This is a genomic window from Priestia sp. FSL H7-0729, from assembly GCF_038005685.1.
Lineage (GTDB): Bacteria > Bacillota > Bacilli > Paenibacillales > Paenibacillaceae > Paenibacillus.
This window is the reverse complement of the sequence record NZ_JBBOTQ010000002.1, coordinates 540,331-563,100: the sequence shown is the minus strand read 5'-3', so window position 1 is coordinate 563,100 and position 22,770 is coordinate 540,331. Positions and strand designations below refer to the sequence as shown.

The following is a 22,770-nucleotide window of genomic DNA, read 5'->3' as shown; positions in this document are numbered from 1 at the left end:
CGAATGAGTTCACTCTTCCATGTTGTACGCTAATCCGTTATATACCAAAAAGACCGGACCCCTTATGCGCAAGGTAATCCGGTCTTATTCCAGAGGCAGAACCAACGCTGTTGGCCCTGACGTGCAGAATGTAATTCCACACCTTATACAGACTCGCTCCGCTCCTGCTTGTCCAGCAGTTTCATCTCCCATTGCCGCAGCTTCGCCCGGCGAATGGCTTCCAGTGCACGTTTCTTCTCTTCATCCACACCGAGAATAAAATGCAGATGTGCACCAACGATTAATAAAGAGAACAGCACCCATACGATGCCAAAAATATTAACCCAGTCCATTCCTCCAGCAAAGGAAATCCGCGGTAGTGCAATGACCAGCATCGACAACGCAATAAGCAGATAGATCACATGTTTTGCTTTTTTCAACCTCTTCACCATTCACAGCTCCTTCGTTCTTGATCGACTCTATATGTCTAGTCTATGAACGATAAGGAGCTAATATGAAAGGTTCAGGTAAAAAAACAAGACAACCTTTTGGTACGTGTTCATCCTTCGTAATCAAAAGTGGACTTTTTGAACTACCTTTTTACGCTTCAGCGCCACCGTAAAGATGACCCAGACTATCAGCAATAATTTTGTTCACGTCTTCAATGATGACACTGAGGCGACGCTCTGCATCAAACAAACGACGAATATTTAGATTCAAGCTCAGTACTTCAAACAGTTTCTCCATTTTCTCCATCTCATCCGGAGCTGGCATATCCCCGCTCATCATACGTTGTTGCAATTCCATTTGTTGATCACGGAAGTTATCGAGCATTGCTTTTGCATCCGGATCAGCTTCAATCAGCTTCATCGCGGAAGTAATCTCTTCCACCTCGCTGCTTTCTCTCAGTGCTTTGGCCAAATCATTGGCTTTGTCATAAATGTTCACTATTATTCCTCCTCAGATTGGTTTGTTCATCCGTGTTAATACACGCTTTGCTCTCCTGTCAAACAAGGACGATCTGAAACAGGCCATCAATAACCTGCCTCGAAATCAAATGCATTTAATCCATATAGGTCAATCACCAAGGGTTATATGTCCTCATATGATGAAGCACATGCCATGTTCAGATGCCGTTCAACTTCGAGATCAGACATCAAGTTGCCGCCCGGAAGGAGATCCGTGATGTCCACTAAAAAAGTAACGATTCAGGTTACCGGCTCGGGCATCCTGCAGGACGACGTCATCATGCTGGGCGAAGGGGTGCTCAAGGCGCTTAAAATCCCTTCAGGAAGGCCGCTTCAGCTGCAATTTGGCTCTTTCCGCCGCGAAGTCACTGTCATTCCGGTACCAAGGTATGACGGGCTGCGCATCAATCAGACAGTTGCCAGTAAGACCGGTCTCGTTCCACGTTCGGTCCTGAGGGTATCCTATCGTTCAGCCAGCCGTACGCTTCGCCTTGGACCCTACATCAGTGTACTGGTTAGCCAGGATTATCCCGATCAGCCCGATCGGCCCTTTGGCTCCATCACGATGTTCTGTCAAGAACTGGTGAACGCCTGCCGTAAGCAAGGCGCCTATGTATCCTTTTTCACACCGGAGGATATTGGAGCGGTAACGGGTTATATGAAAGGCTGGGTGTATGATGACGGCTGGAAAAAGACTGTTCTGCCTGTAGCAGACGTCGTCAATAACCGGCTAACGTCCCGCAAGCTTGAGAACAAACCTAGCGTACAGCATTTTATGAAAGAAGTAAAATCGCTCTACGGCACGCAAACCTTCAATGAAAAGTTTCTGGACAAAAACGAAGTGTTTGACGCACTCAAGTCCATTTCAACGCTTAAACGGGTTCTTCCCGAGTCTCATTTGCTCAAGACGTCCGCCATGCTCAAGACGATGTGCAACCGACATCCGGTTGTATTTCTGAAGCCTGTACGCGGTTCTTTGGGTAAAGGGATCATCCGTGTCTCACGTCAGACGGACGGAAGTTTCCTGACTCTGGCAACGGGCGTCGGGGGGACCCGGAAACAAACGTATGCTTCTCTGGATAAACTGTATGCCAGTATGACTGGGAAAATGAAAACAACGCGTTATCAGATCCAACAAGGGCTGACTCTCATTGACAACAGTGGCAGACCCGTGGATTTCCGTGCGCTCGTGCAAAAGAACCGTACAGGTAAATGGAGTGTAACCTCCATCGTCGCACGGATTGCGGGCGGGAGTCACTATGTATCCAATCTGGCACGAGGTGGAAGCCTCAGTACCGTCAAGGATGCGGTTGCCAAAACGCAGTTGTCTGGATCAGCCAAAGCTTCCGCATATGCAGGATTACACACCGCAGCACTGGATATCGCAAAAGGGATCGAGAGTGCCATCCCTGCTCATTTTGGTGAACTTGGTATTGATCTAGCTCTGGACACCACTGGGCGCGTATGGCTGCTCGAAGTCAACTCCAAACCATCCAAAAATGATAACACCCCACTGAGTGAGAGCAAGATTCGCCCTTCCGTCAAAGCCATGCTCGAATACTCTACTTACCTGGCAGGTTTTTGAAAAGTCATTCTACAAGGGAGAGGTGCAGCGAAATGTTTCCATCATCTCAGATCAAAACACTAGCCATTCTGGTACGTGCAACCGAAGGCTCACCTCCCTTCACGGATGAACTTTTCTGCCGTCGTCTCAGTTTGGGGAGTATGAAATACGCCCTGCAGGTTATTGTGATCCCGATATCGATTGATGTAGCCCATCTCCCTCTTCAATGGGGATATGTCTATCATCAAGGGAAGTGGAACTCGGTACCTGTTCCTGCAGTTGACCTCATTATGGATCGTTGTCTTCGCCCTCTCCCAAGGAGCGTCAGACAGCAGCTTATGGAACAGATACGGACGAAGGGCTCCGGTCAACACCGGTATTGGTCGGCTTCTCTTCCAGGAAAATGGGAGGTACATCGTCTGTTGTCCCAAAATCCTGAATTGCGGTCACAACTTGCCCCCACCACCCGGATCGGATCGCATATTCCTTGGGAATCATGGCTGGACCGTTGGCCCAAAGGATTATTCTTCAAACCGATATCCGGGACTCATGGCAAAAATACCTTTCGCCTGTCTCGGGGATTAACTCCATCCACATGGATCGCGGAGGGGCGTAACGAACACAATGAACCCTTTTTCCTTACATTCAACCGTACTCAGGCTGTATCTTCCTGGCTAGCATTACAACAGGCTGAGCATAAGATGATCGTTCAGCCATATCTGGAGCTTAGCCATCAAGGAAGAGCATTCGACATACGGGCACTAATGCAAAAGAATGGGCACGGTCGCTGGAAGCTTACCGGATGTATGGTACGAGAAGGAGCCGAGGGTTCACTCACATCCAATCTTCACGGTGGGGGCAGAGCCTATCCGGCCCATGCATATCTGCTCCAGCGATATGGAACGACCCGTGCAGAAACTCTGCTAAAGAACATTCGGCAGACAGCTACTCTTATCCCCACCCTGCTGGAGAGCCGTTTCGGCAGGTTAGCCGAATTGGGGCTTGATTTCGGAGCAGATGCAGAGGGCCAACTCTGGCTAATTGAAGTCAACTCCAAACCAGGCCGCACCTCATTCGCAGAAGCGGGCGACCGACGCATGCATATCCTGACTTATACCCGGCCGCTTGCCTATGCCCGTTATCTGTTGCAACAACATGTTCTCACGGACGTCATTCGTCCAATGAAATTGCCGAATACATCCAGCAAAGCTGGCCTGAAACCCATCCCGATTCACGGCGGCTGAGGCCCGCAGCGCCCGCTTGCCATGGAGCCCAAGGATCTTTTCAGGATAGGAGGATAAATCATGAGTTTGACCTTTTGCAATCTGCATTTCACCAAGCAACCGGATAAAGTGGTTTATGTATCCAACGCTTTAATGAAGAGCCTCAACCTGTCCGGCAAAAAAACGGTGAATCTTCGCTTCGGGCGTGACCGGGTACCTGCAACGATCAAACCAATCAAAAAAGCAGGAAAACATCTGTATCTCGCTTCAGGTATCCGTAATATGATGAACGTTCCCAAACGGGGAAGTATTTATCTCCGGAATTTGCAAAATGATGAGGTCCAGTTAGGTCCACTGATCGGCGTACTCTCTGATGGGCCTGCAACGAGCACGAATCCATTCGGTTCTCGTACTGGTTTCATCAAACAGTTACTCCGTGAAGGCAGCCGAAAATCCTATATTTATGCCTTTACTCCCCGGGATATTAATTGGCAGAATGAGACGGTATCCGGTTTTTTTCTGAATGATAACGGAAGCTTCACACGCAAAACGGTACCTCTGCCCGATGTCGTCTACAACCGGTTACCGAGCCGTCGTTCCGATTTTTCACCCGCCATCAACCAACTGCGGGAACGATTTGTTCGTCGGAAAATTCCATTCTTCAACTGGAGCTTTTTCAACAAATCAGATATCTATACATTGCTGGAGAATGAACCGGTAGCAGGACGTTATATTCCAGAATCCATTACCAATCCATCCGTTGAACAGATGAAGGAAATGTTGGAACGCCATCAGTTCGTCTACTATAAGCCTACTGCAGGAAGTCTGGGGAACGGGATCTACCGCCTGACTTATTCGCCCAAACGCGGATACTTCGCACGTTATCGCAAAAAAGGCGGTAATGCACTCCTGCGTTTTGGGTCCTTCAACAGTCTGATGCGCATGCTTCAGGGAAGACATGGCAAACAACTTCGCGGATACGTTGTTCAGCAGGGAATACGTCTAATCGAGATTGATGAATGTCCAATTGATTTTCGATTTCACATGCACAAAAATGGTAACAATCAATGGGTTGTTGTCGGGATTGGAGCCAAAAAGGCAGGACGTGGCAGCGTCACAACACACATCAAAAATGGCGGCTCCCTCATGACTCCTGAGCAGGCGCTCAGTCGCAACTTCGGCGATCGTGCGGGAGAAGTTCTTCAGCATGCCAAATCCGTCGCTATTACACTGGCCCAGGCGATTGAAACCCAGCACCAGCATCTGATTGGTGAGATTGGCTTTGATCTGGGCATTGATCAGGAGGAACATGTATGGATGTTCGAAGCGAACGCCAAACCCGGGCGCTCCATTTTCCGTCACCCTTCACTCCGGGTGGAGGGAAAATCGTCGGTGGAGCACATCTTGGAACACTGCCTGTATTTGAGCAAGTTCCGGAAGAAGGAAGAAATTTGATGAGTCTTCATGATGATTTCAAACCTGTCATTGCTGTTTTGACCATGCATGATAATCAGCGCATGTTCAGGGGAAATCATCAAAATTTTCAAGATATTCTGCAGACAGGCGAGAGCATGGGATACGTCGTGTACATTGTGACTGTGCGGGATCTGAACGTGAGTGGTCCTACCGTGAAAGGCTATACGTACAACAAGGGGAGTGGAAAGTGGGTTTCACAACCCTTCCCCCTTCCCCATGTTCTGTACAATCGTATTCCCAATCGGGAAGACGAAGGCAAACCTTCCGTTCAGCGCAAAATTGATGAATGCATGCAATCAGGAATTGAGCTGTATAACCCCTTCTTTTTCAACAAATGGGATCTGTTCGAATGGCTTAAAAAGTCCAAATCAACTCAACAATTGATCCCTTATACCCGACGGATGCGAAGTGCTTCTTCGCTGGGGGCCGTTCTACGGACGTATCCTTATCTGTACCTTAAACCTGAGAGCGGCAAAGCTGGCAAAGGAATCATGATGCTTAAATATCAGGAAAAAGAACGTCTTCCGTATCGACTTAAAATCCAAACTACACGTAAAAGCACGACCTATAAAGCTGCTACACTTGCCAAGTTATGGGCACGAATTCGCAAAGAAACCGGACATACGCCCTATATCATACAGCAAGGCATTGAACTGGCATCCTCTCGTAAACGCCCCTTCGATCTGCGTGTTCTTGTACAAAAGAACAGCAAGGGTCAATGGAGCGTGACCGGTGTAGGTGCAAGACTTGCTGGCTACCGCAGCATTACCACTCATGTGCCGCGCGGCGGGAGCGTAGAAGACCCTGAGAAGCTGCTGACCGAGCTTTTTGGCGAAGAAATGACAACGACCCTGATGAAACGTGTGAAATCCACTTCATTAATGATCGCAAGACAGGTAGAACGGGGATCGGGTTACACGCTCGGAGAAATGTCCATGGATCTGGGCATTGATGACCTGGGGGAACTCTGGTTCTTTGAAGCCAATGCAAAGCCTATGAAGTTCGATGAACCACAGATCAGACGGCGTTCATTGGAACGTATATTTCACTACAGCGCTTATCTTGCCCGTCAGTCCAAACGATGATAGACAGGAATACTGCAAAAAGAAGGTGATTGTTTGTGTCCTCACCTGTTCTGGGCATTATGACGTTGTACTTAAATGAACATCGCGCTCTTGAAGAACGCACCATCTATCGCAGAATGATTGTTGAAGGGCGCAAGCGGGGACTCGATATCTATGTATTCACACCAGCCGACGTACACCCTGGCGGCAAACAGATTGAAGCCATGGTTTTTCATGAGGGAAAAGGCTGGTCCAGGGAGTGGCGATCATTCCCTGACCTGATCTTTGATCGCTGCCGGATTCAGCGGAACCGCAGGTTCCAGCAATTGCTTGCTTTTCGTGAAAAATATGGGCATCTGCTCTTTCTGAACAGACCTCTGCGCAATAAATGGACCATCCACCAGACCTTGTTGCAAAAAGCCAACTTTCGGGAGCACCTGCCGGAAACCACATTATTTCAGGATATGTCCGATGTAAATCGAATGCTCAAAGTTTCTTCTCTGGTCTATCTCAAACCCATTAATGGAACAGGCGGACGTGGTATTCTGCGCATTGAACGTGGCAGTAACGAGGCGAATACGGTACTTGTTCAGGGACGGGATCAGAAACGTCGTATCATCACTCCGCGTAAAGTTCATTTATCACGACTTGGCTCGTTGCTCCAGCACTGGAACATGAAAGACAAGTATCTTGTACAAAAGGGGATTCAACTTCAGCTTCCGAATGGACGTGTGCATGATTACCGCATGCTGGTTCAGAAGAATGGTGAAGGACAATGGGAGCTTACCGGATGTGCCGGACGCATGGGTGCTGAAAAAAGCGTAACCTCCAATCTACATGGCGGCGGGCAGGCAATAGCGATGAACCGACTCATGAAGCAATGGATCGAAGATGACGACCTGCGAGCAGAAATTAACACGACTGCAGAGAAGTTTGGCATTGAAGTTGCTACATTTCTGGAAGATACGTATGGGGACTTATGTGAGTTGGCACTGGATTTGGCGATTGACAGAAGCGGACGTATCTACCTGCTTGAAGTCAACCCCAAACCTGCCCGTGAAGTATTCGCTCGCATCGGTGAGCGGGACATCTATTATAAAGCCATCACGCAACCGCTGGAGTATGCCCTATGGGTATATCGCAACCAAGCGAGTCGTCCGGTCAAATCAATAAGAACCACCCGGCTTGCAAGCAACAGACCATCTGCACTGAAGAAAGCACGCAAAAAGAGATGATCAGTTGATCACCAATAAAAGAGCGCCCAACCCGTGAAATAACTTGGGTTGGGCGCTTTCATATGTTTACTGAGATTTTTAATCGGTGACTGCCTTACTCTGCTTCATCATACAGACGCAGCAGTTCTGTAAAATCAGAGATGAGCACATCTGAGCCCGCAAGCTCCTCATCACGGCCGAAACCGGCATAGGCACAGCCGATGACCGCCTGACCGTTCATTTTACCAGCCTCCACATCAGAAGAGCGATCCCCTACCATCCATGCGTCCTGAATACGATGTTTCTCAAGCAGGATCTGCACCAGATTAATCTTGGAGGGTGTCTTGTACTGGCCCGCACTGTATACCCCTTCAAAGAAAGGCATAATCTCGTGTGCAAACGCAACACCCTTCACATAGTCCTCCAGCCCATTACTAGCGACAAAAAGACGCACTCCTTGTTGTTTTAGTGCTTGCAGCGTTTCTTTCACACCCGGATACAATTGGGAACTTCCTTGATCAAGCCCCTCAATCTCCAGTTGGAGCAGCAGTTCGTCTGCACGGCGATGCGCCGCTTCCGATGCCTCGGGCATAACCACTTTCCATATATCTTCGAGCAACATGCCCAAGCTTCCCAGCATGCGTTCCTCGGGTGGAGTTTCTCCTTCAAAATGCCCTTCGGCACGCAATGTATCAAATAGTTGCTGGTAAGCTGGCAACAACAGGGTCTCTGTCTGGAATAGCGTACCATCCATGTCAAAAATCATCGCTTCCGGTTTGAGCAATATCTTCTCTTTAGTCATGTCCAATGTTCCTTTCGGATTGGGATATGTATGTGTAATTTGAATCGTTCCCTTCCCATGATAAACATAACGTTTGAACGTGTAAACCAACGATTGTAAACATTATTAACTCTAACCTTATACACAGTAGGCCAAACGTTATATAATAGTTAAACAAACTATATACAAAATAACTTTCTTTACGTATAATACTAAAAAATAGTGCTTTAGACACCTAATCTAAAGACCTAACATTATGACATTTCTGCTTTTTTCGACAACTACATATACCCCATAGAGAGGAATAACAAACATGAAAAAGCGTAAGACCTTCAAGATTTTCTATAAGATCGGATTAGGATATCTACTCGTGCTGGCTGTACTGGCTGGTTGCATCCTGCTGATTCAGAACAGCACAAGCCAGCTTCAACGGGAGCTGGATTTTCTGGTTGATCACGATATGAGAGTACACGCCCTGACCTATGAACTCGAAAGAAACATGGTAGATATGGAAACAGGTCAACGTGGATACATCATCACGGGTCAGGACAGTTACCTTGATCCCTACACCAAAGGAAAAGAAGAGCTGGGTACTCTCAAAGATGAACTTGCGTTATTAATTTCGGACAACCCCGCCCAAACCGCACTCTTGGAAGACATACATAGTAATATGGAGAACTGGATTCAGATCGCTGGTGAACCTGTGGTCACCCTTCGCCAAGCGAATAATACGCAAGCCATTCTAGATTTCTTTGCCGATGACCCAGGTAAACGAGACATGGACCAAATACGCTCCGCCCTTGATACGTTTCGAACCAATGAACATACGTTAACCGAAAACCGTACAGAAGCGCTGAAGCAAAAAAATGCACTCCTGAACCTGGAACTGTATGGGGCACTTGTCGTTGTGGCCATCATCTCGTTCATCACTGCATTGTTCCTGTCACGTGCCATTGTTAAGAACATCCGTACGGTGAAGCAAGCATTGAATGACATCGGTTCTTCCAATGGTGACCTGACACTGAGAATCGCTACGCCAATGAAAGATGAAACTCGTGAACTTGCGGAGGCAGCCAATACAATGCTCGCTGGTTTGCAGCAAATGATGCTGGACGTTCAGAGCAATGCCATGATTCTGAGTACAGCTTCGGATCGATTGGATAAAGGGGTTGCCGATAGCCATCTTGCCGGAAAAGAGGTTGCCACTGCCATGGAACGTGTCGCTGAAGGGGCTGATGAACAGGTTGCTCTTACGCAAACCATGGTAGCTGCGATGCAGCAATCCCTCACCGGGCTTAAGCGTGTCGCCACCTCGGCAGGTGACGTAGCAGAACGTGCTGTACGTACGGAATCCATTGCCGTGGATGGGCAACAGCGCATTGATAATGCTGTAGGCAAAATGAGCTCCATTGAGCAATCCTTCCTCTCTGTACAGGAAGCCATTAATGAAATTTCGAAAATGTCTGATCAAGTGATCAACATTGCAGACTCCATGTCGGGTATTGCGAGACAAACGAATCTGCTTGCACTTAACGCCGGAATCGAAGCGGCCCGCGCTGGGGAGAATGGACGTGGCTTTGCTGTCGTGGCTTCGGAAATCCGTAATCTTGCAGACCAAAGTGCAACATCAGCCAAAGAGATTACAAGTATCTTAGAGACTGTCGTAGCAGGTGTTCAAAGTACAGTTCAGGTCGTTGATGTGAGCACTCAACATGTAAATGAAGGGTTGCGAACCATTGAGGATGCAGGTAATGCTTTTTCAACCATTACTCAGCATATCCATAACCTCAGTGGTGAAGTTCTGGAGGTATCTGCTGTTGTCGAGGAGTTAACTTCCGGAAGTGAGGACGTGATGAGGTCCATTAATGAAGTATCGGCTGTTGTGGAGGATACCGCTTCAGCTACAGAAGAAGTATCTGCGATGACGGAGGAACAATTGGCTTCTCTGCAGGAAATGTCTGACACGTCCAAGCAGTTGAATGAAATGTCCGATGCACTTGATCAGCTGGTTAACCGATTCAAACTTGAGTAAACTCTTACTGAAACAGCTGAGCTGAAGAAAAGATGTTTTTGTATTTATAGAAATCATCTTTTTTTGATTCCATTTCAGAGGCATATACAAAACACCCTCAGAGTGAAAGTTACTCTGAGGGTGTTTTGTATATAGTTACTGGTTATATTTTATTTTTGCAGAACAAGAAAATCATTAAGCTTGTTATTCGTGCCTGAATCTGCAGGCTTCGTAATCCACTCCGACAACAATCCCTGTAAAGTTTCTACCTCTGACGCAGTCAACTTATGCTGGTAGCGTGGGTAATCTCTAAAAAATCGTTCAAGATTCATAGAAACATTACTTATTAACGGCTGCTCATGGTAAAAAGTTGTTCCTGTAGCTACTGCATTTAATTTGGAAGCTGCCGCTTGATACTGGTAGATCTCTTCCTCCAAACCCCGTTCAGCATTTTTTCGTAAATTATCCTGAATATTCTCCGCATACGTTATGAAAGATTGATTCATTTTGTCCTGAAGTCGATTATACTGAGTGTTCGAATTCCAGAGCATAGAGGTTACAGCCAAATTTGAGAGAATGAGTAGGATGATGATATAGAAAGGCCATTTTTTTGCCGCAATCTGCTTCACTCCCTTGAAAGTATATTATTTATATTGTAGTTGAGCGAAACTATCCACTTCTGAAAACTTATCTTGGTGCCTATAGTATCCTAAAGTATCATAAAAGGAGTTTGGTCACTTTATTTCCGTGTTCCGCAACGCTTCCAGTACCAATTGCGCCTGATACCCGTCGTTAAAATTATATATCTTGGCTGGTTGGCCTTGTATACGGGCAATGACATGTTTAAGAACAGGCAATTCACTGGCGGATTCAAGCACTTCCACTGGAGAAAGTGACTGTCCCACTAGGCCACTCTTCAATTCATCCCAATTTTCCAAGGCAATTGTACCTTCCGTACCGTACACCACCATGGATACACGTTCTTCTCCCGCAAATTGAGACATGCCGTTTAGCTGAATTCGAGTCCCGTCTTCCAGTTCCAGTGCAGCCTGTACTTCAAGTTCACACTCTCCATTCTCAGGATATTGAACCTGAGTGCTCACTACCCGGATGGCACCGAACACCTTTTGAATCATATGAATCCAGTGAATCCCCACTTCAAGAATAAACCCACCCTGTTCCCGGCTCGTAATCCATGCATTCTGTTGCCATGATCGTGGCCACTGCGGGAATTGCAGAATGAGATCTATTTTGCGAATCGCCCCCACCGTACGCTGCTCGATCATTTCTTGCAACTTCAGCACGGAAGGTTCATGCGGCATAGAGAAATGGATGGCATGAACAACGCCCGCCTGCTCCGCTGCATCAAGCATCTCTTTGGCTTCTTCTACACTATTGGCAAGCGGTTTCTCGCAGAACACATGAATTTTGCGCTCCAGTGCTTCCATGACAACCGGATAATGATATTTCGGTGGAACTGCAATATATAGTAGATCAATCTGATGCTCATTCATCAATTGCTTGTAATCCGTATACGTATGAACCCCAGGACGAGAAGCTGCAAAAGACGCCAAACCTTCCTCATTCGCATCACACACCGCTACAATCTCAATTTTTGTGTCCATCTTCATATTATCGATTTGATGAACCATATGTAATCCCATTTTACCCAAACCAATCAGAGCCATCTTGATGACTACCATTCTATCCCCTCCCAATTCCTTTCCAGTATAGCAGATAGCAAAGAACTGCGAATGTGATGCATTGATACGAAAAAGAAATAAAACGCTAGCTTTCAAGTCGCTGGTTGAACCTGAAATTCATCATGGTTAGTCATATTTTTACATTATTTGTAACCAAGTATCGATCGGGTAATTCGTTGCAGGGATATATAACCATTTATTTTTACTTTATCCATCAACACGTAAAGCGTTACCAACTTAAGAATCAGGAATTTAGACTCATAAAAACAAGTTGACAAAAAACCACAAAAAAAGATACTCTTCCTAATAACAAAGAATATTTCCTCTTACAACCTTAGACATTGACTTGCATTCAACAAATGGAATATGCGTATGGTTCTATTAACCTATTTCATGAAGCGAGGTGTCCCGCGTGAGAACAGTTGCGGACTATTTGGCAGAAACTCTGCGTAATCTAGGCGTTACTCATGTCTTTGGTATTATTGGTAAATCCATCTGTCCTGCTGTCCTGAAGATGGTGGATTACGGATTAGAGCTCATTCCAGGCCGTCATGAATCCAGCTCAGGTTTTGCCGCATCCGGTTATGCATTACAGACGGGTAAACTCGGCGTTGCCTTTGCCACATCCGGTCCAGGCGGAACCAATCTGATTACTGCTGCAGCCCATGCAAAGGCCAATAATCTGCCCGTACTGTTTATTACGGGTCATCAATCCATTCAGGAACTGGGGCTCCCCCAGTGTCAGGACTCCTCTTCCTATCTGGCTGATCTGGCCGAGATGTTCAGGCCTGCTACGCTATTCAGCAAACTGGTTGAGCGTGGAGATCACTTCGGCACACTGCTGAATCATGCCCTTTCCATTGCACTCGGCCCCAACAAAGGCCCCGTTCACCTCTGTCTTCCTTTTGACGTACAGACCGAGTTGTTATCTCAATGCCGGATTGTCATTCCTGAATCGGAACCTCTCATTAGTGTATCTAACCTAAATCGCATTCTTCCTCTCATTAAACAAGCTAACCGCCCTTTAATTATTGCTGGTAAAGGTGTAAGTCGCGCCCGAGCCCATGATGAATTACTTCATTTGGCCGAATCGTTCAACATTCCCGTCATTACTACTCCTGGTGGAAAAGGAGCAATTGTGTGGGACCATCCCCTGTACCATGGACCTTGTGGTGTTGGTGGTTTCCCACATGCAGACGACATGCTGAACCAAAGTGACCTTTATATCGTCCTTGGTTCACGTCTAAGTGACATGACCATCTGCAATCTGAAGCCTGAACATCATCCGGCACACCTCATTCAATTTGATGCTGATCCTACATTTGTGGGCAAGATCCTGAGCGCTCAAACCTTACATATCACCGGTGATTTAAAGGACAATCTGCAATATTTCCTGGGCATATTAGAAGACCTCCCTACTCCTGTGAGAACCACGCCACCCATGGATTACACAATCCCTTTACCAGATCTCCCCCGACTATCTCTAGCTTCTGTACTGGACGGGATGAGTGAAATGCTTCCGTACGATCATACACTGTTTGTCGATGATGGCAGCCATGGATTTCACGCAGTCCAGCGATATAAAGTCAAGAAACCAGGCAGCTTTGTGTTTGACGCGTACTTTGCATGCATGGGTAATGCCATTGGTATGGCAATAGGTGCAAAGGCCGCCTCACCTGAAGAGACTATCGTATGTATCACCGGAGATGGATGTTTCATGATGCTGGGAACGGAGATCAATACCGCGGTATGCAACAATCTGAATGTCATTTTCATTGTCGTTAATAACAAACAGCTGGACATGGCACTCAAAGGAATGGAAAAAACAACGGGCAGAATTGATGGCACAGTATATGAAGTTCCTATGGATGCAGCCAAATTTGCCGAATCTCTCGGTGCGGTTGCGTTTCGAGCAGAGACCCTTGCTGAATTCTCATCTGCGCTGAACACAGCCCAGACGTTGAACCGGGTGACTGTTATAGAGCTTCTGACCGATCGAGATGAAATTCCACCCACGGCTCACCGTACCGTAACTTTGAATTAGGAGGAGTATTTCATGAGTGAACATGTAGCTCAGGGGCTCGACCGTTTTGCTAAACTTTCTGGGGAGTACGGTGCAAGAGCCCTCGCCCCCATCAAAGAACATTTTCCCGAGTTGTCGGAATTTATTATGGGGACGGCATACGGGGATATTTTTCAACGCACCACGATTACGGATCAATGGAAGGAAGTTGCTATTATCTCTTCGTTAATCACCCAAGGACAGTATGAACAATTGGGAGTACATTACACCATGGCGCTGAGTGTGGGAGTGACGGTGGATCAGCTCAAAGGAATATTGCTACATCTGGCACCATGTGTGGGTGCTCCGCGCATTATCAGTGCATTTAATATTTTGCTTGCCACCTTGGACGAAATACAGTAATTCACTTTTCTACATTTTTATACATGATTCGACTTTTTTATTGATCTTTTTACATTCCTACCTTTATAATATGGTTAAATTATCCTTCGAATCAGCTCTCATCTTAGAAGCTTTCAGCAGAGACTCTATGGAGCTGTGTATCCATTAGCAGGATAGCCTTAACTCATTTAAAGGAGAGAGATCAAGCATGGGAAATTTCATTCTTAAGACTGACGTTCCGAACAAGGTGTTAAACATTGAACTGGAGGGTTCTTTCTCTCAAGAAGACGGTTTTCGTTCCATCTCGGCCTATCAGGATACGATCGCTCCTATTAACACCAAGGAGTATGACCTGAACATCGATTGCAAAAAGTTGAATGTTACTGCTCCGGAGATTGTTCCTCTTTTGGAAGGCTGCCTTCAAATGTTTAAAAAAGATGAATATAAAAAAGTCGTGTTGACCCTCGAGAACAACGCGATTCTAAAAATGCAATTGTCCCGACTTGGTCGGTCTGTTGGCCTGGACAATCTCGAAATCATATCTACCGTTACCACTTAATAAACCAGGCGGACAAGCTGTGAATTCACCCTTCCGCTCAAGAGGAGAATGAAGATGGCCGGAATTCGTATTGTAGATATCGATATCTATCACCCAGCAACCAAGGTGCACAATGATTTTTATATTGAACATTTTGATGCAAGAGGTGTAGATATTCGTGGATTGTTAAAGGCACTTGGTCGTGATACACGTTATAAAATTGACAACGATGACGAAAATTCGCTAAGCATGGCCTTTGAGGCAACCAGTAATCTACTGGAAAAAACCGGACTCACCGGTGCAGATATTGATCTGATTGCTTATGCAAGCCAAACGCCAGAATACATCTTCCCTACGAATTCCCTGATGATTCATCGCCTGATTAACGGAGCTTCCCACACGATCTGTATTGACAGTAACGCCAACTGTGCAGGCATGACTGCTGCTTTCGAACAGGTTAGCCGGCAGATGCTGGGCAATCCTCGGATTCGCCGGGCTTTAATCATTGGCTCGGATTACGTAGCTCCTCACGCCAGTCCCGATGATCCTGTATACTTCGCCAATTTCGGTGATGCGGCAGCGGTGGTTATGATAGAGCGAGATGAGCATGCTGTCGGTTTTATTGATTCAATCTATCAGACGGATACCTGTGTGTATGGTAACTCACTCTTTCCAGCAGAAGGCCTGGCAAAACTGGGCAAAACGGGTGTAGATGCAGGGGCTTTTCATGTGAAATTCATCCCATTCGATGATTCCATCTGCGTGGATGCCGCTTCGGAATCCATTCGTACCTTGCTGACACGCAACGAGATTAAACCAGATGAGATCAGAGCAGCTTGCTTCTCCCAGCTATCCATTAGTAACATTCGGGCAGTATCCGAGAACGTCGGCATCGGTGATGATATTGCTGTCTATATCGGAGATGAGTTCGGATATACATCAACCAGCAGTCCGTTCATCGCATTGCATCGAGCGGTTACAACCGGGCAGATTCAGCGTGGCGACAAAGTGTTGTTCTGGACCGTTGGAGCCGGATGGCAAAATGTTGCCATGGTGGTTGAATACTAGCCAAACACTTTAAATCCAATAAAACCATCTCTGGTACCACTACTGGGGATGGTTTTTTGTCTCTCCATTTTCCACCTATAACGTTCATTTAAGATTTATTACCTTCCATTGTGAAAATAGTCACTTACATATTATTACACAAAAGATATGATTTAGTAGTAATTAACATCCATAAAAGGAGATGTTTATGTTCAAGTACGATCTACCATTATCCTGAGTTGCTGCATTCAACACACATTCCATTTGAGAGAGGAGTTTTTAGATTGAAGATAAGAAAATCGCTAACTTCATTATTATCCTTAGCTTTGTTATTAACTCCATTCAATCTTGTATTCGCAGATGGTACTATGGACACGATCACCATGAACAACGAACTTAAAAAAAGTATCGAAGTCAATATCGATTCATCAATCACAGGAAATGAGCGAGAAGTAATTGCTGACGTGATGGCCCGGCTCGACGAAGAAGATCGAGAAAATGTCATCTATGTCGCAGAAGACGGTGCCATTTACTCCAACAAGACGGAACTCAAAGAGACGACAGAAGTATATGATCTGGTTGAGAACAATATCTATGAAAGTGCATCCGGAAAAGAACTTGTCGGTCCCGGAGTACCCACGAATGATTTTTCAGCATCTGCCGTTAAAGATGACACACAAATTTCTCCCGCTGCCGAAGTACCTAATCCAAGCGGAGGTTCCGGTCCTTATCGAAGAGTTTTCTCAAATAATGGATACAACTGGTTAAGTACGTATGTAACCATCCCAGGTGCCCCATACGTAAAAGGTAATGTTTCGACAGATGTTCCTTATGTATACTTGGGAGGTTGGGGATCTAACGGAAATGGGATAGATGCCGGTTTACAATACAGCACAGCGTTTGATAATTGGGCCCCTACAACGTTAGCAAATGGAGCGATGGTTCCCAGTACTACTCGCTATCGTTCAAATCAGGACATTTATATGAAATTTTATGTGACTAATCCCAATGAATGTACGTTGGCAGTATCAGGAATCACAACGACTGGCGAACAATTGACAACAACAATTGTAAGAAGCGGGGTAAGTGGCTGGGATAAAAGCGGTTCAGGGATGAGAGTAAAACGAATGACCACCATTGGTCAAAAACCCGAGAATATGAATACAGGTTCAAGCATTAAAAATGTGCGCTGGCATGATATTACTGTAGGGTATTATTCAGGAAGCAATCTTATATATAGCAGTTGGGGCAGTGGACAAACCGGAGGATATCACTCTGTGCCTTCCAATAAAGTAAGTGTTAATTATGTAAGCCCTGGTGAAGAAACCGTGAGCATACAACTGTAGTATCTATTAAATTGATGTAGTATTTATTTAACTGAAAAAGATGTATTATAGATATTCTAATGAAAAGTAGCAGTTCCAAGATTATTCAATCTTGAGAACTGCTACTTTTCAAATTTTATAAAATCAGACTCCTGCCGCGATATCAAATATTCAGAATATTTTCTTTGTATCCCGGTCGTCTTTCAGAATTTCCACAGCCTCCCTGAAACGTAAGGAATGCACGATCTCCCGTTCCCGCAGAAACTTCAGACTATCCTGGAGATCCACGTCATCGGTCAGGTCGATTAACCATTGATATGTAGCCCGGGCTTTCTCTTCTGCCGCAATATCCTCGTACAAATCTGCAATAGGGTCACCTTTGGCTTGAATATACGTAGCGGTAAAAGGTACGCCTGCTGCATTATTGTAAAAAAGGGCCTTATCGTGATTAACGTAGTGAGCAGACAGCCCGGCCTGCTCCAACTGTTCCACTGTAGCATCTTTGGTGAGCTTATAGATCATGGTTGCAATCATCTCTAAATGAGCAAACTCTTCTGTTCCGATATCATTGAGCAGACCAATAATTTTGTCCGGGATCGTATAACGCTGATTAAGATAACGCAAGGCTGCCGCCAATTCGCCATCTGCTCCGCCATACTGTTCCATCAGCAATTTGGCCATGTGAGGGTCACATTTGCTCACACGAACGGGATATTGCAGTTTCTTCTCGTAGACCCACATTCCACGACTCCCCCTTTAATTTTTATACTTGCCATGGCCAAGGTGTCTGGGACCACTCCCAAGGATACTTCGAGAAGGCATGACCAAAATTCATTAACGGTCCATACAACTGTTGAAACTCATGGGCTACTCGCATTCGCTCTTGGCTAAACTTGTTGTACTGTTCAATGCTTTGAAAGTCACCTGGATGGGTATCCAGGTACAGATTTAGCTCCACTAATACGAAGTCCAGCGCCTGAAGTTCTTCCAGCAACTCGTAGTATTTTGCATCACAGGCTTTCGGTGCTTCAGGTTCCATCCGCCTCCACCTTCCTCTCCTTTGACTTCTTGGATGTATAAGGGCTGTATAATGCAGGCCATAATGTTCCCAGTCTTAGCGCTTCTGCCGGACTGTATTGCGGCCAACCCATGGGCTGGAAAGGTATAAACAACTGCGGCGGAACAAGATACGTACGTATTTCTATCGGTTTACAAGGATCAAACGGCCCCACAAAAGGAGCATAGGCCCGAAGCTGTGGATCCTTCATTCGAAACGCCTCCTTCGACAATGTTTACGTGCATCCCCGTACATCTCAAACCACTGCTTCCCGTCTCCCTATGTATATGTTTCAGCTCTACAGGTTAATCCCTATTCGGCACAAATTCATAAAGTAATTCCCAGGCCTTCTTCTCTTGAACCAAAAAAAGACCTTTGGAAGCACCTCTACGGCAGTTCCAAAAGTCTGTTTTTCGTAAAATGGAGAAATATGTTGACCTCTTGTTCGTCACACTCATCATCTGACTACAACAAATCTATTCTCTCGTTGTTTCTTCCGAATTCATGTCTTGAGGGACAGATTGTTTGTACACTCGAACCCGGGTAATACGCAAGCGTGTAGCTTCTTCCACTTCAAAAACGTACCCATTTAACTCCTGCGTTTTGCCCTTGGCAGGACTGCCCCCAAGCTCTTTAAACAACCATCCACCAATCGTATCTACTTCCTCATCCTCAATGATGGCTCCAGTCCACTTATGAACTTCTTCAATAAGGGATCGACCATCAATGGAAAATGAATCGCCGGTACGTTCCATATGCGGACGTTCATCCTCAAACTCGTCATACAAATCTCCAACAATCTCTTCCAAAATCTCTTCGGCAGTCAGCAATCCCGCTGTACCGCCATATTCATCCACAACCAGGGTCATCTGAGAATGTTTCTTCTGCATCATGCGCAGCACATGGCTGATCTCCATTGATTCAGGAACGTTCAAGATGGGACGGACAAGCGAAGCCAGATCATGTTGCTGCTCCGGGTCAGCCAGCAGCAGGTCTGTGATATGGATAAACCCAATGATCTCATCCTTGTCTTCTACTGCTACGGGATACCGGGAATGTTTGGTTGCATTAATAATCTCCAGATTTTCTTCCAAAGACATATGGGTATACAAACAATCCATATCGGTACGTGGCAGCATGACTTCACGTGCCAGCATATCAGAGAAATCAAAAATGTTATCCATCAGTTTGATCTCATCCTTATCGATGACCCCACTCTTGGCACTCTGCTTCATCAGAATACGAAGCTCATCTTCCGAGTGAGCTTCTCCTTCACTGGCAGGTTCGATACCCGCCAGACGCAGCAATGCATTGGCCGATACATTCAATACCCAGATGAACGGGAAGAAGATTTTGTAGAACAACAGCAAGGGTGCAGATAAGAACAAAGCCACTCCGTCTGTTTTTTGAATTGCCAATGATTTTGGCGCAAGCTCACCCAGCACGATATGCAGAAACGTAATGATACAGAAACCGATAATGACAGATACCGTCGATATAAGTCCTGTATCTCCTACACCAAGCTTAAACATCAGTGGCTCAACGAGCAATTCAGAGATGGCCGGCTCTCCCAGCCACCCCAGTCCAAGCGATGTCAATGTAATCCCGAACTGCGTTGCCGATAGATAGGAATCCAGTTTACTATTCACCTTCAGTGCGTAACCAGCCATACGGTTTCCTTCACTCTGCAGTTGAGTTAAGCGTGTCTGCCTTACTTTCACAAGGGAAAATTCTGCTGCAACAAATACGCCATTCAAAAATACGAGCAAAAAGACACAGACCAGATTAAATACCAGCTGTCCAAGATGAAATTCGGTATGAATATCCAAGTTGAAACTCCCCTTTTCTATCTATTTCAGGAATACACCTGGAATATCAACGTGTGATTGCCTTTCTGGATTTGAAATCCACACCTTTGTAGTACATATCTGCCACCAGCAGGTTAGGTCCGCAACAGGAAGCCATATCGCAATGGCAATTAACCGTCTGATTGAGCGGATGTTCCGCTGACCACTCATGGAACACTTCATCCAGCTTACGATCTCGAATATTACCAAATGCCGGGATATCCGCAAAATCCGTTACATATACATTGCCCGTAAACATGTTGACGTTCACGCGGTTGCGTCCGTCCGGATCGTTACGCACCGTCACATTTGGCTCGCTGTGCAGTCGGTTAATCAATTCCCGATCCTGTTCTGCTGCACTGCACGCGAAAAATGGCAATGTTCCAAAAAGCATCCACATATCCTTGTCACGCACATCAAGCAAACGATGGATCGCTGCTCTCATATGGTCCAGTGATAACACGGGCAACGACGAAGCAAAGTTTGAGTTATACATCGGATGTACTTCATGACGAACACAGCCCATCTCACGAATCAGTTGGTGAATACCATCCAGCTTGTCATGCGTACGGAAGTTAATCATGGACTCCGCAGATATAAACATACCTTGTTCACTCAATTTGCGGGAATTCTCAATCATTTTCTCATACATCTTCACTGCTACTTCACGTTTCACAGGTCTGCCACTATTCGCAAATCCAACTTGATGGAAATCGTCAGCATTCAGATAGTTAAATGAGATATGCATAACGTCCAGATAAGGTAAAAGTTGCTCATACCGGCTGATATCCAGTGTTAAATTCGAGTTGATCTGGGAACGAATTCCACGTTCCTTGGCATATTTGAGCAGTGGGATAATCATTTCATCCACTGTTTTCTGGCTAAAGCTTGGTTCGCCACCCGTCAGACTAATCGTCTGCAGATGCTCCACTTCATCCAAACGTTTCAGCATCAGAGGCAGCGGAAGAGCTGGCGCTTCACGCATCGTAAGCATATCACCCACAGCACAATGCTCACACCTCATGTTGCACAGATGTGTCACAGTCATTTCTACACTGGTCAGCACATGGCGTCCATATGTACGCAGAGAGCCGATTGGATCCCACGGATCATTGGTCGGCGATAAAGGCATCGGTTGTACCGATCCTGAGTTTAGCATGGTCATTGTTCTTCACCTTATTCCTTTTATTAACCTAAAAAGTTTTATTTACATCATACCTTGTGTTTCTCTTTTTGGAGTTATCTTTTATCATAGCACAATTTTGAATGCTCCGGCACACGTAGGCCCTGTCCATTACATGACAAAAAACGCTCAGGCAACTCTGGACCGAATCACGAAACGGCCCTGATGTTACGACATGAGCGCTAGTCATCTTTCAAGTTGTTCAGCTTTCCACCTGCAAACTTTGGGCCGCTGATGGTGTATCCTCCACACCCTCTACACCTGTAATCATCACAGACAGGGCTGTCAGCAGGTTAATTTCATAAGGAGAAGATAAAGTCTGGCCGTCCGCATCTTTTAGAACACGAATAAGCGGCCGTTGGGGTACACGTGAATGAATGGATGCAACTACCCCAACCTCTCCTGTACTGAGCTTGACTGAAAGACCTACTGGGTATATCGCTACACAATCCCTGAATTTCTCCAGCATCCGTTGTTCGTACAAGGTCCCCGAACCAGTGTACAGTACCTCGACAGCCTGATGTGGCAATAAAGCTTGCTTGTACACGCGATTCGTGGTCATGGCATCATAAGAATCAGCAAGCGCAATCCATTTGGCATATTCATGAATCTCCTTGTCTTTCAACCCAAAGGGATATCCGCTACCATCAATTCGTTCATGGTGCTGCAACGCACAATGCGCAGATAGAAGCGGTATGCCCGGTTCATCTTTGAGAATACGGTGTCCATATGTAGTGTGCTGCTGAATAATTTTAAATTCCTCGTCACTCAATCTGGAGGGTTTGTTCAGGATCTCAGGTGCAATCTGTGTCTTGCCGATATCATGCAACAAAGCGCCAAGACCAATTTCCATTAATTGCTGGCGTGTGTATCCCGAAGCGACACCAAGAACCAATGTGTACACACATACATTCAGAGAATGATTATAAAGGTCAAAATCGCTGGAATTCATGTCCATCAGCATAATCATGGCTTCCTTCTGACTACCGATGTCTTCCAGAATGGCATTCATCACACCACTAAGCGCTTTACCAAAATGAGGAATCTGATTTTTTGTTTTCAATCCTGACATACTCTGAAATTGCTGTTTGATCTCAACCAGTGCTTTCCTCTTGGTCTCTTCCTGCAACATATCAGGAACAATGATATCCTCTGTCGCAGCATCTTTAATATACACATAACCAACCCCGAGATCTTTGAGCCGCCCAATCAATCGAGTGGTTAACTCTACATCCTCACTAAGTAATACCAGGCCTTCTTCACTATAAATACGTTTCCCCAGCTTCATGCCAGGCTGCAATAAGTTTATGTGTACTAAACGCACAGCCTATCCTCTCCCGCTCCGTAGATGTAATTTCCACTAGCCGCCGCTTCAGCAGAAGGCAA

Annotated in this window: 22 protein-coding genes; 11 read left to right on the top strand and 11 right to left on the bottom strand. The window is 45.9% G+C overall.

The window, feature by feature from the left end:
* Positions 1–143: 143 nt before the first annotated feature.
* Together MHH93_RS09040 and MHH93_RS09035 are read right to left on the bottom strand one after the other, a co-directional pair.
* A complete protein-coding gene (locus MHH93_RS09040; protein WP_278299293.1) occupies positions 144–428 on the bottom strand; it encodes a hypothetical protein in 285 nt (94 codons plus the stop codon).
* A gap of 151 nt (positions 429–579) precedes the next feature.
* Positions 580–927: a YlbF/YmcA family competence regulator gene (locus MHH93_RS09035; protein WP_036609862.1), complete on the bottom strand. Its 348-nt coding sequence runs from the start codon at positions 925–927 to the stop codon at positions 580–582.
* A 237-nt stretch (positions 928–1,164) separates the two neighbouring features.
* On the opposite strand from MHH93_RS09035, the gene MHH93_RS09030 reads away from it, so the two are divergent.
* Genes MHH93_RS09030 through MHH93_RS09010 form a run of 5 tightly spaced genes read left to right on the top strand, consistent with a single transcriptional unit; the run spans position 1,165 to position 7,509 of the window.
* Positions 1,165–2,532 (top strand): YheC/YheD family endospore coat-associated protein, encoded by a 1,368-nt coding sequence (locus MHH93_RS09030; RefSeq protein WP_500053749.1) that lies wholly within the window; start codon positions 1,165–1,167, stop codon positions 2,530–2,532.
* A 32-nt stretch (positions 2,533–2,564) separates the two neighbouring features.
* Positions 2,565–3,755 (top strand): YheC/YheD family endospore coat-associated protein, encoded by a 1,191-nt coding sequence (locus MHH93_RS09025; protein WP_500053748.1) that lies wholly within the window; start codon positions 2,565–2,567, stop codon positions 3,753–3,755.
* Between the two features lie 60 nt (positions 3,756–3,815).
* A complete protein-coding gene (locus MHH93_RS09020) occupies positions 3,816–5,189 on the top strand; it encodes a YheC/YheD family endospore coat-associated protein (RefSeq protein ID WP_500053747.1) in 1,374 nt (457 codons plus the stop codon).
* Positions 5,189–6,295: a YheC/YheD family endospore coat-associated protein gene (locus tag MHH93_RS09015; RefSeq protein ID WP_500053746.1), complete on the top strand. Its 1,107-nt coding sequence runs from the start codon at positions 5,189–5,191 to the stop codon at positions 6,293–6,295. Before MHH93_RS09020 ends, MHH93_RS09015 begins: the two co-directional genes overlap by 1 nt.
* Positions 6,296–6,330: 35 nt before the next feature.
* Positions 6,331–7,509: a YheC/YheD family endospore coat-associated protein gene (locus tag MHH93_RS09010; protein ID WP_500053745.1), complete on the top strand. Its 1,179-nt coding sequence runs from the start codon at positions 6,331–6,333 to the stop codon at positions 7,507–7,509.
* Between the two features lie 94 nt (positions 7,510–7,603).
* On the opposite strand, the gene MHH93_RS09005 is transcribed toward MHH93_RS09010, so the two are convergent.
* Positions 7,604–8,290: an HAD family hydrolase gene (locus tag MHH93_RS09005; RefSeq protein ID WP_341072819.1), complete on the bottom strand. Its 687-nt coding sequence runs from the start codon at positions 8,288–8,290 to the stop codon at positions 7,604–7,606.
* Between the two features lie 292 nt (positions 8,291–8,582).
* On the opposite strand from MHH93_RS09005, the gene MHH93_RS09000 reads away from it, so the two are divergent.
* A complete protein-coding gene (locus MHH93_RS09000; protein WP_500053744.1) occupies positions 8,583–10,301 on the top strand; it encodes a methyl-accepting chemotaxis protein in 1,719 nt (572 codons plus the stop codon).
* Between the two features lie 149 nt (positions 10,302–10,450).
* On the opposite strand, the gene MHH93_RS08995 is transcribed toward MHH93_RS09000, so the two are convergent.
* Together MHH93_RS08995 and MHH93_RS08990 are read right to left on the bottom strand one after the other, a co-directional pair.
* On the bottom strand, positions 10,451–10,909 hold the full coding sequence (locus MHH93_RS08995) for a hypothetical protein (protein WP_500053743.1): 459 nt from the start codon (positions 10,907–10,909) through the stop codon (positions 10,451–10,453).
* Between the two features lie 105 nt (positions 10,910–11,014).
* Positions 11,015–11,983, bottom strand: coding sequence for a Gfo/Idh/MocA family protein (locus tag MHH93_RS08990; protein WP_500053742.1), 969 nt, complete (start codon positions 11,981–11,983; stop codon positions 11,015–11,017).
* A 412-nt stretch (positions 11,984–12,395) separates the two neighbouring features.
* On the opposite strand from MHH93_RS08990, the gene MHH93_RS08985 reads away from it, so the two are divergent.
* The 5 genes from MHH93_RS08985 (at position 12,396) to MHH93_RS08965 (ending at position 17,318) form a co-directional block, all read left to right on the top strand.
* On the top strand, positions 12,396–14,027 hold the full coding sequence (locus MHH93_RS08985) for a thiamine pyrophosphate-binding protein (protein ID WP_500053741.1): 1,632 nt from the start codon (positions 12,396–12,398) through the stop codon (positions 14,025–14,027).
* 12 nt (positions 14,028–14,039) lie between these two features.
* A complete protein-coding gene (locus MHH93_RS08980) occupies positions 14,040–14,408 on the top strand; it encodes a carboxymuconolactone decarboxylase family protein (protein ID WP_017689521.1) in 369 nt (122 codons plus the stop codon).
* 187 nt (positions 14,409–14,595) lie between these two features.
* A complete protein-coding gene (locus MHH93_RS08975; protein ID WP_500053740.1) occupies positions 14,596–14,946 on the top strand; it encodes a hypothetical protein in 351 nt (116 codons plus the stop codon).
* 54 nt (positions 14,947–15,000) lie between these two features.
* Positions 15,001–15,993, top strand: a complete 993-nt coding sequence (locus MHH93_RS08970) for a 3-oxoacyl-[acyl-carrier-protein] synthase III C-terminal domain-containing protein (RefSeq protein ID WP_500053739.1) — start codon at positions 15,001–15,003, stop codon at positions 15,991–15,993.
* A 263-nt stretch (positions 15,994–16,256) separates the two neighbouring features.
* Complete coding sequence (locus MHH93_RS08965) at positions 16,257–17,318, top strand: hypothetical protein (RefSeq protein WP_500053738.1); 1,062 nt, start codon at positions 16,257–16,259, stop codon at positions 17,316–17,318.
* A 150-nt stretch (positions 17,319–17,468) separates the two neighbouring features.
* Here MHH93_RS08965 and MHH93_RS08960 read toward each other — a convergent pair whose 3' ends face one another.
* The 6 genes from MHH93_RS08960 to MHH93_RS08935 all read right to left on the bottom strand — a co-directional run bounded on the left by MHH93_RS08960 (position 17,469) and on the right by MHH93_RS08935 (position 22,708).
* Entirely contained in the window at positions 17,469–18,038 is a 570-nt protein-coding gene (locus MHH93_RS08960; protein WP_433752356.1) for a manganese catalase family protein, read from the bottom strand.
* Between the two features lie 22 nt (positions 18,039–18,060).
* The gene (locus MHH93_RS08955; protein WP_076209123.1) at positions 18,061–18,336 is read right to left on the bottom strand and encodes a spore coat protein CotJB; all 276 of its coding nucleotides are present in this window, start codon (positions 18,334–18,336) and stop codon (positions 18,061–18,063) included.
* Positions 18,326–18,565 (bottom strand): spore coat associated protein CotJA, encoded by a 240-nt coding sequence (locus MHH93_RS08950; protein WP_500053737.1) that lies wholly within the window; start codon positions 18,563–18,565, stop codon positions 18,326–18,328. The genes MHH93_RS08955 and MHH93_RS08950 overlap by 11 nt, the downstream gene beginning before the upstream one ends.
* Positions 18,566–18,830: 265 nt before the next feature.
* A complete protein-coding gene (locus MHH93_RS08945) occupies positions 18,831–20,183 on the bottom strand; it encodes a hemolysin family protein (protein WP_500053736.1) in 1,353 nt (450 codons plus the stop codon).
* A gap of 46 nt (positions 20,184–20,229) precedes the next feature.
* On the bottom strand, positions 20,230–21,366 hold the full coding sequence (gene yfkAB, locus MHH93_RS08940) for a radical SAM/CxCxxxxC motif protein YfkAB (RefSeq protein ID WP_500053735.1): 1,137 nt from the start codon (positions 21,364–21,366) through the stop codon (positions 20,230–20,232).
* Between the two features lie 220 nt (positions 21,367–21,586).
* Entirely contained in the window at positions 21,587–22,708 is a 1,122-nt protein-coding gene (locus MHH93_RS08935; protein ID WP_500053734.1) for an HD-GYP domain-containing protein, read from the bottom strand.
* Positions 22,709–22,770: the final 62 nt, after the last annotated feature.

Excerpts from the sequence above, each read along its gene's own strand:
- MHH93_RS09030 (WP_500053749.1), top strand. The coding sequence starts at position 1,165 with ATGTCCACTAAAAAAGTAACGATTCAGGTTACCGGCTCGGGCATCCTG.
- MHH93_RS09025 (WP_500053748.1), top strand. The coding sequence starts at position 2,565 with ATGTTTCCATCATCTCAGATCAAAACACTAGCCATTCTGGTACGTGCA.
- MHH93_RS09020 (WP_500053747.1), top strand. The coding sequence starts at position 3,816 with ATGAGTTTGACCTTTTGCAATCTGCATTTCACCAAGCAACCGGATAAA.
- MHH93_RS09015 (WP_500053746.1), top strand. The coding sequence starts at position 5,189 with ATGAGTCTTCATGATGATTTCAAACCTGTCATTGCTGTTTTGACCATG.
- MHH93_RS09005 (WP_341072819.1), bottom strand. The coding sequence starts at position 8,290 with ATGACTAAAGAGAAGATATTGCTCAAACCGGAAGCGATGATTTTTGAC.
- MHH93_RS09000 (WP_500053744.1), top strand. The coding sequence starts at position 8,583 with ATGAAAAAGCGTAAGACCTTCAAGATTTTCTATAAGATCGGATTAGGA.
- MHH93_RS08990 (WP_500053742.1), bottom strand. The coding sequence starts at position 11,983 with ATGGTAGTCATCAAGATGGCTCTGATTGGTTTGGGTAAAATGGGATTA.
- MHH93_RS08980 (WP_017689521.1), top strand. The coding sequence starts at position 14,040 with ATGAGTGAACATGTAGCTCAGGGGCTCGACCGTTTTGCTAAACTTTCT.
- MHH93_RS08975 (WP_500053740.1), top strand. The coding sequence starts at position 14,596 with ATGGGAAATTTCATTCTTAAGACTGACGTTCCGAACAAGGTGTTAAAC.
- MHH93_RS08970 (WP_500053739.1), top strand. The coding sequence starts at position 15,001 with ATGGCCGGAATTCGTATTGTAGATATCGATATCTATCACCCAGCAACC.
- MHH93_RS08960 (WP_433752356.1), bottom strand. The coding sequence starts at position 18,038 with ATGTGGGTCTACGAGAAGAAACTGCAATATCCCGTTCGTGTGAGCAAA.
- MHH93_RS08955 (WP_076209123.1), bottom strand. The coding sequence starts at position 18,336 with ATGGAACCTGAAGCACCGAAAGCCTGTGATGCAAAATACTACGAGTTG.
- MHH93_RS08950 (WP_500053737.1), bottom strand. The coding sequence starts at position 18,565 with ATGAAGGATCCACAGCTTCGGGCCTATGCTCCTTTTGTGGGGCCGTTT.
- yfkAB (WP_500053735.1), bottom strand. The coding sequence starts at position 21,366 with ATGACCATGCTAAACTCAGGATCGGTACAACCGATGCCTTTATCGCCG.